We start from the raw sequence: 14,166 nt of genomic DNA on the forward strand, positions 1-14,166 counted from the left end.
TATTAACAGTCTAATTCGTCTTACACTTCTTGTCGAACTAAGCCACTCACTAATGAAATTAGGAAACGACTATGTATAAGTTATATCACGGAGCTGGAACATGCTCATTGGCCGTCAAAGCCGCATTAACACTAACAGGCACACCATTTGAAACCCAAGTTATGGACTTGGCCAATGGCGAGCATTTTCAAGATGAATACATTGCTATCAGCCCATTAAGCAAGGTTCCTGCTTTAGTTATTGCCCAGAACGCTGAAGATTATGTCTTAACCGAGGGGGCGGCAATTTTGTTATATCTATCAAGCCAGTTTCCTGACGCACAATTAATGCCTAAGAGCGATACGTTGGCGTATGCCGAGGCACTAAAATGGTTTCAGCTTCTTTACGCTACGGTGCATCCTCATTGGAGCCGTCTATTTTTTCCGGAGCGTTATTCTAACGATGCCGGTCGTGTTCGTGAATTATCCGAGGCAGAGCTGCATAAAGTGTATTCCCTTATCGACGCACAGCTTGGCAAACACAACTATATCGCAGGGGAGAGACTAAGCTTGGCTGATCTTTATCTAATGGTGACAGTGCATTGGCAAGGAGCCTTAAAAACATCGCTTTCGAGTCGATACCCAAACATTGAAGCGTATCAAGCTCGAATCTATGAAGAACCTACCATCGGCTCGCTCTATCAAACTGAGTTTGGTGGTTAAGTCTACAAGGCAGAGGATATCTTCTGCCGGTTTTAATGATTGTGTTTTGTTGCGTAGGAGAATAGAAATGACATCACTTTTTAAGCCTGTATTGCTGGGTAAAAAAACCTTAAAAAATCGTATGGTTATGGCACCACTGACACGGGGAAGAGCGAATGAAACGGGTGTCCCAAGTGAGCTTATGGCCGAATATTATCGCCAACGAGCCAGTGCTGGGCTAATTATTGCCGAAGCAACCGCCGTCAGTAAAGATGGGCGAGGATGGCTTAATTCACCTGGGTTGTTTAATGATGAACAGCAACAAGGTTGGAAAAAAATAGCCGATGCCGTTCATCAGGCTTCAGGTACCATTTTTGTTCAACTTTGGCATATGGGAGGGGCAGTCCATCCAGATTTTCTCGGCGGTGAAACGCCTGTATCTTCTTCAGCAGTGCAGCTAACAGGGCAACTACCCACACCGAAAGGGCGGGACCGACAATTCGTTAAGCCTCGCTCTTTGTCCATTGATGAGATCTCAGTACAGGTTGAAAATTTCAAAAATGCAGCAAGACGCGCGATCGATGCAGATTTAGACGGGGTAGAAATTCATGCTGCCAATGGCTTTCTTATCGATCAGTTTACACGGGACAGCAGTAACCAGCGCGATGATATCTATGGTGGAAGTATCGAAAATAGGTTGAGATTCATGATGGACGTCGTCACAGCGGTCTGTAATGAAATTGGACCAGACAAAGTTGGAATCAGGCTTTCTCCCACCAACAACGTGTGGGAAATTTCAGATAGCCAGTATAGAGAAACGTTTACTCAAGCGGTACAGAAGCTCGATCGGTTTGGATTAGCTTACTTGCATCTTTTAGAACCAAAGCCGGTAGCTGATACTGGAAGAAAAACCTTGGATTACTTAACTCCGGAGTTAAGAGAACAGTATACGGGTTACCTGATCGTCAATGGAGGCTACAACAAAACGAGTGCGGAGCAGGTATTGCAGACGGGTATTGCGAATGGTGTGGCGTTTGGTATGCCGTTTATTGCCAATCCAGATCTTGTAGAGCGCTATCAACATAATCTGGTGTTAGCTAGCCCTGACACTACTCGGTTTTATAGCCAAGGGGCTCAAGGTTATACCGATTATCCGAAGCTACTTAGCCACGGGAATTAACATTAGTCATAGGGTATAATTAGTATAAAAGAGCATCGAATTGATCCGCTGCTCTTTTAGCCATTATCTACCTATTGCAGCCACATCTTTAACGGTTTGAAGCCAATTATTTTGTTGCTCCTGGTCTGATAAGATAACCGAACCAAATAAGTTATGTTCGGCCTTGCTAACCCCACTAAATTGAAGCGTAAACTGATCTAATTGTTGCATAATGGGTTGTGCTTGTTCTGTTGCATAGTCAGCCGGTGCGTCCATCGTTAAGATGATCCTTGAGGTTTTACCTTTTAGTAGCTGCACGGGTTCTGGGTTGTCATCTTCAAATTTAAAAGCAAATCCCGGCAAAAACGTGCGGTCGAATAAGCCTTTTAGTTTTGCGGGTACCCCCCCCCACCAAACTGGTGCAACGATAACAATATGGTCTGCTAATAGAACGGATTGTTGAAACTCAATTAGACCCGGTTCCAATTGTTGTATCTCGTCATAACCATTCTCTAAGCTTGGATTAAAATGCATCTCTGAAAGATTAAAGCGAGACACTTGATACTCTTTACTTGCTTCGTCTTCATAGGTATCACTCAACTGTTTGGCAAAACTGACTTCCTTTGGGTTGCCGTTCAATAATAAAATGTTTTTCATCATTACTTCCTTATTTAAGTAGTGACGAATATTTTATTCTCTCCCCTTAAGGGAAGAGTCAAGCGTATTAGAAGAAAAATTCATCGCATCGATGCATTTCTCCACTTTTTTTACCTTATTAGAGATAGCTAGCATCTCTGCTTGCAGTTCATTTTTGACTTCTATAAGAAATTGGTTTATTCGAGCCCAGTCGATTACCCCATCATGGTAAACAATCACATTTTTTAATCTCGCTAATGTAACACCCAGTTTTTTAGCCTCAGAAATTAGACTGAGAATCTCAATATCTGTGTTTGTGTAGACACGGTAACGGCCTTGCCGCAATGGAGACCGAATAAGTCCTTTCTCTTCGTAAAATCTGATCGCTTTTATGGATAGTCCGGTTCTTTTTGAAACCTCACCAATAAACATATTTTTGTACTCTTTGTATTCGAGTTTTAACACATTATCCTTATCGCTCTCTTCTGAGCAATTTAAGACGGTTGCAAATAAGGTAATAAAGCTTCAATTCTCTCGATGTTTTCATATGCAATGGAGTATTGCATCGCATCAAAGTTGGTTTCTGCAACGACTTTGACTTTAAAGCGTTCTATGAGACTAAGCGTCGATTCATTTACATACATATAGCCATCCGTTTGTTCTATTCTATCAAGCAAGAACATGTAGTCATTCATTCTGATTAATGGCGGCTTTGGTATTTTAGACCCGTGTGAATCTTCTAATAGGTGATAAGTATAATATGGATAGGGTTTTAACGCGGAAAACTGTTTATCTAATGCAAGCTTGAGTACTGGGTGTCCTTCTCGAACAATAATATATTTTTTGGACTCGAACGTTCGTAATGTTTTAAGCCATGAGCATCCTGAGATAATAGTAGAATCAGCAATAATTAGATCCAAATTTTTGGTCTCACTATTGCCCACTAATCCTCGAGCACTCGCTATATTGATATTTAAATTATAGTCTTCTTCTTTTTCTAAGAAACGATGTAAACCCGATTGAAAAATGGGATAGCAATCGATGCCTAGTCCAATATTTAAAATAACTCTTTTCTCATGAGAAAGATTATGTACATCATGATGTATATGTTCAATTTCATCCAGAATCAAAATGGCTCGCTGATAAAACCGGCAAGAGAATTCTGTTGGCACTAAGCCATTGGTTGTACGAGTAAAAAGGGATAAGCCCAGATAATCTTCAAGAGATTGTATCGCTCGGGTAACACTTGACTGCGATAAGTGGAGTACTTCAGAGGCTCCAGTGACACTTTTCTTCTGAAAAGTAACCACGAATATCCTCAATAACTTAAGATCATTTAGTTTCGACATAGGATTGTAAATATAGACATTATAGTACGAACGATTGAATATGATGTGAGCTTCTTCGCATTGTGAAAAACTTTGTTACCTATCCAGATTGAGCATATCCGTATGCAATAATAACAATAGACACAAAATTCAAATCATGGTTTTCTTTATATAGTTTATGGTGATGTACGTTTAACTAAAAAAGAAAAATTTGGGTTTGATTTTAAATATAGAATGAATTTCTTTTTATTAAATGCAATCAAGATTTTATTTGGTGTTATAAAATATATTACCTATGCAACCAGTATTATTTAAAGTGTACGCATCTTTATGGTATCAAAGATGTCTGGAGTAATAAAAGGAATGTATTTTGTCAAAATCACCGTATAACATAATTATTATTAATCCAGACCAAATGCGGGCAGATTATATGACGCCTGCGGGTCATCCGTTTATAGATACTCGAAATCTTAACCGATTGGCTGAGAAGGGGACCTATTTCCCTAACGCATTCACCACTAGCCCAATGTGTGGGCCATCAAGAACCTCATTTATTACTGGTCAGTACCCAATTGAGCACCAAATTAGAAATTATGTCGGTACGATGTCACCAGATTATCCCAATATGCTCTCAGAGTTAAAGCGAAATGGCTATAACTTGGGCCTGTTTGGCAAAGATCATATCATTGAACCGGACGCCATCGGTGTGATGTACGATGAAGGTGAAGATATTTGTATCGGTAACATGGACGATCATCCAGGTTACAAAAAAAGTTGGGATAGTGGTTCACTTACCGCAGAATCAAAATACAATTTGACTGAACGACTTACGACCAATTGCCTCAGTTTTATTGAACGTAATGTCACCGAGAATAAACCTTACTTTGCCACTATTAATCTACAAGACCCTCATCCCTATTTTGCTGCGCCAGCACCGTACGATTCGCTCTTCTCTGCGGAGCAATTTGAGCTACCTAAGAGCTTTAGAACATCAGTGGACAACAAGGAGCCAGTAAGGCTGACAAACTGGCGAATACACAGCGAATCTTTGCAGGCAACAGAGCAAGAGATGAAAGAGGCCATGGCGATGTATTGTGGTCAAATAAGGTATGTTGATGATCAGGTAGGTAGGATAATTGACAAACTCGAGCAACTTGACCAATTAGATAATACCGTTATTATTTTCTGGAGTGATCATGGCGAGTTCTTAGGAGACTTCGGTGTCACTCATAAAGGACTTATGTTCTATGACTGCCTAACTCGTATACCGCTTATTATGTATGATCCTAGTGGTCACCTTTCTTCTGGTTCCAATTCTCACCTAGTCGAATCTATTGATATTATGCCGACGGTTTTGTCCATCCTTGGGATAGACACACCATCTTATTGTCGAGGGCAAAGCCTGATATCAGAAGACTACATAGAAAGAGAGAGTGTATTGGCAGAAGGCGGTATATATGCGATGCAGCCAAAAGCACCGATCTCTGGCCTTGCAATCAAGGCACCCCATGATCCAACACAATGGGGTCCTGGAACAATGTTACGTACTAAAAAACATAAGTTGGTAATTTACGCCGACGATAACGGTGAACTCTATGACTTAACCGCAGATCCAGAAGAAACAACCAACCTGTTTGATGATGAAAGCTATAACGAAATACGCCATGAGTTAACACTGACTTTATTAAAAAGACAGCAGTGCCAAGGGCAACCACCAGAATTTTTGCCAAAGACCGCACAAAAGGTGTTTGAGCGAAATCCAAAATCATATCTTGGTGATTTTGAACAACATGAAAACCTTCTAAGAATAAAAAAGATGAAAAACAATCTTTAAACCAATAACCTGAACCAATAACCTAAACAAAAAACGGAGAACTGACATGAATAGGAAGCATCTATTAGGACTGTTATCTTTACCTCTAGCCGCTTTATCTCTATCTGTTTCGGCAGCTGAGTTTCCGGCGAAACCGATTACGCTATTAATGCCTTGGGGACCCGGTGGTAGTTCCGATACTCAAGCTCGTGCATTAGCGAATGTTGCGCAAAAATATATCCACACTAATCTTATTGTGAAAAACAGAACGGGTGCGGGTGGTACTATTGCGGCGACAGAACTGGCGCGTGCAAAAGCGGATGGGTACACTTTAATGTGGTATACCTCTGGTGTGTCGACCACTCAACCAATGATCAGAAAAGTAAAATACTCTCTTGATGATTTTGTTCCAGTTATTGGTACAACATCAGAACCATTGTTGTTAGCTGTGCCTAAATCTTCACCATATAACACAGTTGCTGACCTAAAAGGTCATGATTTTAATGCTGGTTCACCTGGCGCTGGTAGCATGCCTAATATCGCGATGGTGGCACTGTCGAAAAAAGTTGGCTTTGGTATGGATAATGTTATCTACAAAAGTACAACAGAAGCGAATGTTGCCATGATAGGTGGTCACATTGATATCTCTATAACGCAGCCTTCTATTGAAGTTTCTTTGGGCGAAAAGATGCGTGTTTTAGCCGTCTTTACTGAAGAAAGGCTACCTGAGTATCCAGATGTTCCGACAGTACGTGAAGCCGGTTTTGATCTGGTAATGGATAACTACAACTTTATTATGGCGCCTAAGGATACGCCAAAAGATAGAATTGAGACTATTCGTTCAGGTTTTGAAACCATGCTAAATTCAGCAGAATTCAAGACATTTGCTAATAACGCGAATATTACCGTATTCGATATAACATCAGAAAAAATCTATCAGAACTTTGATAAGGAACTTAATGAACTTCCCCCATTACTGAAAGAGATGGGAATTATCAAATAACCTAAGTAGTTGGCTGCCATACTGAGATATGGCAGCTATTTGGATGAATACGATGAACAATAACGTCTCGAAGAACATTTTTAACCTAATAATCATTTTATTTTCAGTAGTGATTTATATATTGATTCCATATCAAACCTCTGACTTACAAGTTTCTTATGTCTCCTCTAGGGCATTCCCCACATTGCTTTGCCAAGCGTTATTTGTTGTGGCTGTAACGAGTGGATGCTACGATTTTTTCACTTCAAAAAGTGGATGCAAAATAAGAACGGAGCTTATTTCGGGTCAGGCCATTACCGTGTATAGCATCATGTTATTGTCCGTGATTGCTATGTCTTACATAGGGTTCAATATCGCAATCACTATTGGATCAATTTTGATACTCGCTACTCTTAGATTGAAAAAAATATATGCCTACGTACTCATTCCTATCATGGTCTATTTTATCTCTTATATATTCACAACCTTCCTATATATTGAATTGCCAACGGGAGTTCTCTAGATGAATTATGCAGAGCTTTTAAACAGTTTTTATATGTTGTTGAACTGGGATACATTTTTATTTATAAATGTGGGCCTGCTTGTCGGCATCATTTTCGGCTCTTTACCCGGTCTAACGACGGTGATGGGGGTCACTCTAGCACTACCATTTACTTTTAATATGGCTCCAACGACAGGAATAGGGATGCTACTGGGCGTTTACTGTGGCGGGGTGTATGGAGGGTCAATCACGGCAATTTTAATTCGAACACCTGGGACACCCGCTTCTGCCGCAACGTTAAATGATGGCTTTGAGTTAACGAAAAAAGGTCTCGCATTAAAGGCGATGCAAATGGCGCTTTATGCGTCGGTGATCAGTGGGATTATTAGTGCATTAATGCTGCTATTTATTGCACCCCAATTGGCAAAAGTTGCGCTCAAATTTGGCTCAGCAGAGTACTTCGCTTTAGCCGTGTTTGGATTGTCTGTCGTCATTGCAGTAAACAGTAATATTTTGAAAGGTATTGCGGCAGCATGTATCGGAATGCTGATTAAAACCGTCGGTTTGGACCCGATAGATGGATTAGATCGGTTTACGTTTGATCTATTAGATTTGAGTGGCGGTATCGAGCTTGTACCGGCCTTAATTGGGTTGTTTGCTGTCTCTGAAATATTGCGGCGCATAGATGATTTACGTAAAACAGGAAAGCTCAGCGTCCCTGCTACAACAGGAGGTTCGTTGACGATGGCTGAATTTCTGCCATCCTTGAAAACAATTGTTAAGTCCTCTTTTATCGGTACTTTTATTGGTGCAGTACCCGGCACTGGAGCCGTAACTTCTTCGTTCTTGGCTTACAACGAAGCGAGAAGAAGTTCTAAAAATCCAGAACAATTTGGCAAAGGCAGTTTAGAAGGTATTGCAGCATCTGAAGCGGGCAATAATGGTATTACTGGCGCGACACTTATCCCAATGCTAACCCTTGGTATACCTGGAGACATCATTGCAGCCATTTTATTAGGGGCGCTAATGGTACATGGTCTTATTCCCGGACCTAAGTTATTTGAACATCATGCCACAGAAGTATATGGAATGATATTTAGCTTGTTTATCATTAACATATTGATGATCTTTCATGCGCTTGCTTATATCAAAATATACAAAAACGTGATGAAAATTAACCCCTATTTGTTTACCTCTATTTTGTTTATCTTCTGCGTATCAGGATGCTACGCGGTCAATAATAGCTTATTCGATGTGCAAGTCATGATGGTATTTGGAATGATCGGATTTTTTCTTCCAAAGTTTGACTATCCATTAACACCTTTGCTCATGGGTATCGTATTAGGTCCGATAGCCGAGTCATCATTCCGCCAAGCGCTAACCATTTCAAAAGGCAGTTATGTTATCTTTGTTAGCCATCCTTTGAGTGCGGTAATTTTGGCAGCAAGCACATTGATATTGCTATTCTCGGCCTACAAACAATTGACGACAAAGAGTCAAAAACGGTCAGAACCTGAAGACACACATCAAGCCACATTGTAAGACTGTCCAGTAGATTATGTTCATATTTTGAGCTGAACATAATCTACTGGTTCAATTTAAGACCGCCTTCAAATGAGTTAACATCATCGTCAAAAAGAGGATGTCCCTTTCGCGCGTAAAGTATGGGATAAATGCTACCGATGTGTTCAGATAAGTATTTATGACTATTTTCCCGCGTGTAGTGCATAGTAAAGTCGATTTCACCAGCATCAAGTAAGGGGAAGGGATTGGACTTAATATTTGATTCTGTGATTGACACCTTTGGTGCTACTTTCATTATGTCTGTTGCCAAACGAGGCATTAAAAAGGAGGCGATGTAAGTAGGCACAGATAAATTAAAGGTAATTTCACTATCAAAGGGGTCAAACTCTTTTGGTACAATTAGGTGGTGTAGGTCGCTTAGCAGTGGGGCAATCAATAATTCCAATTCTATTGCTTTAGGGGTAGGAGAAATACCACTTGAGGTTCTAATAAATAAATCGTCTGCAAACAGAGTTCGTAGTTTTGCCAATGTCCTACTCATTGCTGACTGGGATACAAACAATTGTTCCGCGGCTCTTGAAACGTTGCGTTCTTTTAGGAGTACTTTAAGTGACACCAGTAGATTGAGGTCAACACGAGATAATTCAAATTCTACGCTTCTTTTCATTTCAGGTATTATCCAAAATTAGCATAATTACTTGTAAGAATAAGTCAGAATGTGAATTTTAAAAAGGTGAGGAATAGGAATAGGAATAGGAATAGAAAGAATGTCTGTTTGGATTGAGCCATGCTGGCGGTGTTGACCAACATGGCTATGAGTACTTAATGGTATTTCGTGCTATTTGGTTACCGTCGGTAATACACGTAGCTCACCGGAGCGAACTTGTTCACTTGGCATATAGTGACGTACACCAAGGTTAAACACGCTAGAAGGATTATTTGTTTCGATATTATTGATGGCGTTGTCACCACAACCAAAAGAGACGGTGTAAGACCCATTGGCGTTCTGGCTAGCCGTATGTGAATTCATGTTGGCGACATCATTGAACATAAAACCGGCTTTGTCGTAGACAGTAATAGACCAAAATGCCTTGTTCTTAGGGTTTTCAAAGGTTGCTGTATGACAAGTATCGGCTGGATAATTCCCCGACACTTCATACACATTATCAATGGTCTGAGCGCCGCCCCAACCAATTGCCGCCCCTACTTGATATTTTTCTAATGTAAATTCGTCGTTGCTTTTATCTGTTGGGGAAGTAAACATGCCATTGAGAGCGGCATAACCATCGCGTTCATTAATCTCAGGCATCTGTGCTTTCAAGCTGTTTTCGACTTTTTCGATTGAATCAAAATCAAACTTGTCTGCTGAGAAAGGCGTTGATGAACCTGCATTAATTTTCATGGCGTCTTGAATTACAACAACGTCCTTTTTATCTAAGCGAGAGTCAAGACGGACGACAAGGTAGACAAAATCTCCAGTATGCGTTGTCACTTCAAAGGTCCCTGCACCATAGCTCATCGCTTGTATTCTATGGTCTTCAGTCACAGGTTGTACCGATACATACATGCCATCAGGCACTTGCGGTACTGTGTAACTTGCCCCTTCCGATACATTGACAACAGCCATAGAGTAATACGTGTCGCGATTCATCCGCACGACAGGTTGGTTGTCAGTAGGCGTTAATTCGCGCTTGTGCTGAAATTTGTTAATGCCGCCCGCTTTTTCTTGGACGATAACCATCTGACGATGAGTTTCTGCCGTAGGATAATTACTTTCAGTAATAGGAATGAGTTTTTGAGAGTTCTCGTTTGCTATAGCTGGTGTTGCGATAAGAATACTCAGAGCAATGTAGGTAAGTACTGATTTCATAATAGATCTCACGTCAGTTAAGGATAAGCTTGAATTGGTATGGTCATTACTCTATTTGAATCTAATTTATTCATCCAATGACTTATAGGTATAGGCTGATATGCAGTAAGTGAATAATAGAGTGGTTATTCACTCACGGTACTGGGTCAACGAATGGATTATCGGTACGCCATTAAGCGTAGCATTGATAATAAAAAACGGTTGGTTGCGTTGCTGAATTATTATATATCTCTCTGCACACTTTGCGATGTGCTTTTGCCATTGTTCTTATACAATCTAAACAGGGACTTAAATTTTATTTGGTTGGGTTTGTACTATGCGTTTTGGTTTATGTATCGTTTTACTTTTTTCAACCTCTGTATTTGCCTCTTATTCAGAGCAAGAATGGGGTATTGCTGGGGTGATGCGCTCCGCGACAATTCCTTTTGCTAATGAGTCTGACGATGATTACGTTAACTCTTTTGTGCCGATGCTTTTTTTTCAGGGTGAGACGTTTTATCTCGATGGATTAGAAGGTGGCGCGAAGCTGTATACCCACCCAGAACTGGATTACAACCTTTTCGCCATATTGCGTACTCGTTTTGTTGATATACCGCGCTCTCTACAAAATGAAGCAGGTGGAGATAGCGCGGATCTTGGCTTTAAATTCCAGATCCCATTTAATAAACATTGGGACTTCGAAGCTGAGTTAATGGGTGATGACGATATTTACTTGCACTCCAATTTTGTGTTATCAGGTGACTATGAATTCGGTAATTGGCAGTTGGAACCCAAGTTCACCCTGAGGTTGAAAAGCCAAGAATTCAATTCTAAATACTATGCCTTTAAGCAAGAAACCGGAGAATCAATTGATGGAGGAGTAGACGCGACGGCCGCTGTTAGGGCGAAATATCATGTGACTTCTAATTTCTACTTATTGGGAAGCATCGGTGCTACGTATCTGGATAGTAATGCGTACAGGGCTGAGATTGTTGAAGAACGGTGGCAAGGTGAAGCTTATGCAGGTATTGCCTTTTTTAATGATAAAAGCACGCCATTACGAGAGTCACTCTCCATATCGCCTTACTTGAGAGTGGCACACGGTTGGGCAACGACGTCTAATATGGGTGATATTCTTTTCCGCTTGGAGAGCGAAAAAGATGAAAATGACGGGATACTCAGCTCAATTTTTTATGGACATCCCCTCACTGATGAACTGTTTGGATATGATTTCGATATCTATCTTACGCCCGGTTTGATTCACCATTGGACATCGGACGCTCAAGGGGCAAGCACAGAATATGTCGTGGCGGTTAAAGCGTACTACACGTTGAACTGGCCAACCAAATGGCGAATTGGTCTGGCTGAAGGTCTTTCATATATTGATAAAATCACCTATATGGAAGGAAAAAGTATGGCTGATAAGGGGTATGAACCTAGCCAACTTCTTAATTATTTGGATGTCTCATATGACGTAAATCTCGGAGACTTATTCAACAAACGAGACTGGAACAATATATGGTTGGGTTACTCGCTGCATCATCGTTCTGCCATCTTTGAGTCTTCCTCTCAGTTTGGTCGAATAAAGGGCGGAAGCAACTACAATACCATTTATCTGCAAGTCGATTTGTAATCAAAACGTCTCTAAATATTCTGTTGTTACTATCGAAAGGTCGCAGCGTAGTCCCTCAAAATGGGTTCAAATATTTTGAAATAGAGTATCAATATTTTGTGTTATTAAACCCAAAATAACAGAGATATACTGATCCTATTGATGACAGCAAGCACACCGATGTTTACTTGTCATAGCCAACAAAATATGGATAGGTAGTAATATGATTACGATAAGACCATCGCAAGATAGAGGCAAAGCGAATCACGGCTGGATAGAGAGTAAACATACCTTTTCTTTTGCTGATTATTATGACCCGGAACATATGGGATTTTCAGCTTTACGAGTGATCAATGACGACGTGCTGAAACCAAATTCGGGTTTTGATACCCATGGTCACCGGGATATGGAAATCATCACGTTTGTGCTTAGAGGCGCCATTCAACATAAAGACAGCGAAGGCAATATTGAGCAACTTTCTGCGGGAGAATACCAGTTAATGTCGGCGGGTAGTGGCATATACCATAGTGAATTTAACGCGTCGAAAAGTGATGAACTGCATCTATTGCAGATCTGGATACAACCCAATTCATTCGGTAACAACCCGGGGTACCAACAAAGATCTTTTGGTACGGATGTAGGATTAACGACGATTGCATCTCCAACTGGGCAAGGTACTGCATTTAACATCAAACAAGATGCTACGTTGCATCAATTAGTGCTTGATCCAAATACAGAATTGAACCTCACCATTGATTCTGGCCGAAAGGTTTATGTGCACCATATATCTGGGGAGCTAACTATGGATGACCAGACGCTGAGTGAGGGCGATGGTGTAAAAATTGAGTCGGTCGATAATATATTATTTGTTAACAAAGGCTATACTCAGGTGATAGCGCTTGTTTTTGATTTGCCTTAATTTGTTTATAAAACGGATTAAACTATAAAAAATAAGAGGATAAGAATATGGGTTTGCTCGTAGATGGCGTTTGGCACGACCAATGGTATGAAACTAAACAGAACAGCGGTAAGTTTAAGCGAGAAGAGGCCCAATTACGCAACTGGGTGACAGAAGATGGTGCAGCCGGTCCGACAGGAGAAGGTGGCTTTAAAGCAGAATCTGGCCGATATCACTTGTATGTTTCATTGGCGTGTCCTTGGGCGCATCGTACGCTCATTTTTAGAGCAATAAAAGGCTTAGAATCGCACATAACTGTCTCGGTGGTCAGCCCGGATATGCTTAGTAGTGGCTGGAGTTTCGACCGAGATAACCATAGCTCTGGTGATGATCTTTTTCAATCAGACCACTTGTTTCAAATCTATACGCGTAACCAGCCTAACTATACTGGACGGGTGACAGTGCCCGTTTTGTGGGACAAACAATCCAATCGTATTGTGAGTAATGAATCGTCCGAGATAATTAGAATGCTTAACGCCGCCTTTAATGGTTTGACAGGTAATCAACTTGATTTTTACCCGTTGGCGCAACGAAAGCAGATCGATGAGATGAATGATATTGTCTACCACGCAATCAATAATGGTGTTTATAAAGCTGGATTTGCAACCAGCCCCACTGCCTATAAAGAAGCATACGCTGTACTTTTTGAGACGCTAGATAACATCGAAGAGCTTCTCGGTCAGCAGCGTTACTTAGCGGGCAATAACTTGACTGAGGCAGATTGGCGACTCTTTACCACTCTAATTCGTTTTGACCCAGTCTATTTTGGACACTTTAAGTGTAACCGACAACAAATAGAGCAGTTTCCAAATCTTGCAGAATACGTAAGGGATCTCTATCAGTTTCAAGGTGTTGCAGATACGGTGGATTTCTTTCATATTAAGCGTCACTACTATTTTAGCCATACAATGATCAACCCAACACAAATCGTTCCTGAAGGGCCAGAGATTAACTATATGTCTACCCATTCACGTCATCGTCGATTCGGCTAACCAAGATCACATTAATTATATAAATGGAGATGAACCGAACATCTAAATTCGGTTCGGTTTGAACTTGTTACTAATTGAATAATAATAGAAATAACCAGTGTTTAGAAATTTTGAGGTTGTTTTAGCACGTT

At 40.7% G+C, this 14,166-nt stretch carries 14 protein-coding genes; 9 read left to right on the forward strand and 5 right to left on the reverse strand.

The genetic code is table 11. The features are described 5' to 3' along the window. Positions 1–71 precede the first annotated feature (71 nt). Both IUZ65_RS05640 and IUZ65_RS05645 read left to right on the forward strand, forming a co-directional pair. Entirely contained in the window at positions 72–701 is a 630-nt protein-coding gene (locus IUZ65_RS05640) for a glutathione S-transferase family protein (protein ID WP_195702815.1), read from the forward strand. A gap of 67 nt (positions 702–768) precedes the next feature. After that, a complete protein-coding gene (locus IUZ65_RS05645) occupies positions 769–1,860 on the forward strand; it encodes an alkene reductase (RefSeq protein ID WP_195702816.1) in 1,092 nt (363 codons plus the stop codon). Positions 1,861–1,923: 63 nt separating this feature from the next. Here the strand turns inward: IUZ65_RS05645 and IUZ65_RS05650 are convergent, their stop codons facing one another. Genes IUZ65_RS05650 through IUZ65_RS05660 form a run of 3 tightly spaced genes read right to left on the reverse strand, consistent with a single transcriptional unit; the run spans position 1,924 to position 3,785 of the window. After that, complete coding sequence (locus tag IUZ65_RS05650; RefSeq protein WP_231363604.1) at positions 1,924–2,499, reverse strand: NAD(P)H-dependent oxidoreductase; 576 nt, start codon at positions 2,497–2,499, stop codon at positions 1,924–1,926. 30 nt (positions 2,500–2,529) lie between these two features. Next, complete coding sequence (locus IUZ65_RS05655) at positions 2,530–2,940, reverse strand: MerR family transcriptional regulator (RefSeq protein ID WP_231363605.1); 411 nt, start codon at positions 2,938–2,940, stop codon at positions 2,530–2,532. 29 nt (positions 2,941–2,969) lie between these two features. Continuing rightward, complete coding sequence (locus IUZ65_RS05660; protein WP_195702818.1) at positions 2,970–3,785, reverse strand: LysR family transcriptional regulator; 816 nt, start codon at positions 3,783–3,785, stop codon at positions 2,970–2,972. A gap of 388 nt (positions 3,786–4,173) precedes the next feature. On the opposite strand from IUZ65_RS05660, the gene IUZ65_RS05665 reads away from it, so the two are divergent. From IUZ65_RS05665 to IUZ65_RS05680, 4 genes are read left to right on the forward strand one after another with little or no spacing between them, the layout of a single operon-like run. Next, positions 4,174–5,637: a sulfatase family protein gene (locus IUZ65_RS05665; protein ID WP_195702819.1), complete on the forward strand. Its 1,464-nt coding sequence runs from the start codon at positions 4,174–4,176 to the stop codon at positions 5,635–5,637. A gap of 46 nt (positions 5,638–5,683) precedes the next feature. Next, entirely contained in the window at positions 5,684–6,619 is a 936-nt protein-coding gene (locus tag IUZ65_RS05670) for a tripartite tricarboxylate transporter substrate binding protein (RefSeq protein WP_195702820.1), read from the forward strand. A gap of 52 nt (positions 6,620–6,671) precedes the next feature. Beyond that, positions 6,672–7,121, forward strand: coding sequence for a hypothetical protein (locus IUZ65_RS05675; RefSeq protein WP_195702821.1), 450 nt, complete (start codon positions 6,672–6,674; stop codon positions 7,119–7,121). Next, entirely contained in the window at positions 7,122–8,642 is a 1,521-nt protein-coding gene (locus IUZ65_RS05680) for a tripartite tricarboxylate transporter permease (protein ID WP_195702822.1), read from the forward strand. It begins immediately after the preceding gene. Between the two features lie 43 nt (positions 8,643–8,685). Here the strand turns inward: IUZ65_RS05680 and IUZ65_RS05685 are convergent, their stop codons facing one another. Together IUZ65_RS05685 and IUZ65_RS05690 are read right to left on the reverse strand one after the other, a co-directional pair. Next, positions 8,686–9,291 carry a LysR family transcriptional regulator gene (locus IUZ65_RS05685; protein WP_195702823.1) on the reverse strand — a complete coding sequence of 202 codons (606 nt, stop codon included), beginning with the start codon at positions 9,289–9,291 and terminating at the stop codon, positions 8,686–8,688. A gap of 171 nt (positions 9,292–9,462) precedes the next feature. Continuing rightward, positions 9,463–10,494, reverse strand: a complete 1,032-nt coding sequence (locus IUZ65_RS05690) for a DUF1254 domain-containing protein (protein WP_195702824.1) — start codon at positions 10,492–10,494, stop codon at positions 9,463–9,465. A 316-nt stretch (positions 10,495–10,810) separates the two neighbouring features. Between IUZ65_RS05690 and IUZ65_RS05695 the strand changes: the two genes are divergently transcribed. The 3 genes from IUZ65_RS05695 (at position 10,811) to IUZ65_RS05705 (ending at position 14,035) form a co-directional block, all read left to right on the forward strand. After that, positions 10,811–12,106, forward strand: coding sequence for a MipA/OmpV family protein (locus IUZ65_RS05695; RefSeq protein WP_195702825.1), 1,296 nt, complete (start codon positions 10,811–10,813; stop codon positions 12,104–12,106). 202 nt (positions 12,107–12,308) lie between these two features. Continuing rightward, positions 12,309–13,004, forward strand: a complete 696-nt coding sequence (locus tag IUZ65_RS05700) for a pirin family protein (RefSeq protein ID WP_195702826.1) — start codon at positions 12,309–12,311, stop codon at positions 13,002–13,004. A gap of 47 nt (positions 13,005–13,051) precedes the next feature. Continuing rightward, complete coding sequence (locus IUZ65_RS05705; protein ID WP_195702827.1) at positions 13,052–14,035, forward strand: glutathione S-transferase family protein; 984 nt, start codon at positions 13,052–13,054, stop codon at positions 14,033–14,035. Positions 14,036–14,166 lie beyond the last annotated feature (131 nt).

The organism is Vibrio sp. VB16, from assembly GCF_015594925.2.
Classification (GTDB): domain Bacteria; phylum Pseudomonadota; class Gammaproteobacteria; order Enterobacterales; family Vibrionaceae; genus Vibrio.

Excerpts from the sequence above, each read along its gene's own strand:
- IUZ65_RS05640 (WP_195702815.1), top strand. The coding sequence starts at position 72 with ATGTATAAGTTATATCACGGAGCTGGAACATGCTCATTGGCCGTCAAA.
- IUZ65_RS05645 (WP_195702816.1), top strand. The coding sequence starts at position 769 with ATGACATCACTTTTTAAGCCTGTATTGCTGGGTAAAAAAACCTTAAAA.
- IUZ65_RS05650 (WP_231363604.1), bottom strand. The coding sequence starts at position 2,499 with ATGATGAAAAACATTTTATTATTGAACGGCAACCCAAAGGAAGTCAGT.
- IUZ65_RS05670 (WP_195702820.1), top strand. The coding sequence starts at position 5,684 with ATGAATAGGAAGCATCTATTAGGACTGTTATCTTTACCTCTAGCCGCT.
- IUZ65_RS05675 (WP_195702821.1), top strand. The coding sequence starts at position 6,672 with ATGAACAATAACGTCTCGAAGAACATTTTTAACCTAATAATCATTTTA.
- IUZ65_RS05680 (WP_195702822.1), top strand. The coding sequence starts at position 7,122 with ATGAATTATGCAGAGCTTTTAAACAGTTTTTATATGTTGTTGAACTGG.
- IUZ65_RS05685 (WP_195702823.1), bottom strand. The coding sequence starts at position 9,291 with ATGAAAAGAAGCGTAGAATTTGAATTATCTCGTGTTGACCTCAATCTA.
- IUZ65_RS05690 (WP_195702824.1), bottom strand. The coding sequence starts at position 10,494 with ATGAAATCAGTACTTACCTACATTGCTCTGAGTATTCTTATCGCAACA.
- IUZ65_RS05695 (WP_195702825.1), top strand. The coding sequence starts at position 10,811 with ATGCGTTTTGGTTTATGTATCGTTTTACTTTTTTCAACCTCTGTATTT.
- IUZ65_RS05700 (WP_195702826.1), top strand. The coding sequence starts at position 12,309 with ATGATTACGATAAGACCATCGCAAGATAGAGGCAAAGCGAATCACGGC.
- IUZ65_RS05705 (WP_195702827.1), top strand. The coding sequence starts at position 13,052 with ATGGGTTTGCTCGTAGATGGCGTTTGGCACGACCAATGGTATGAAACT.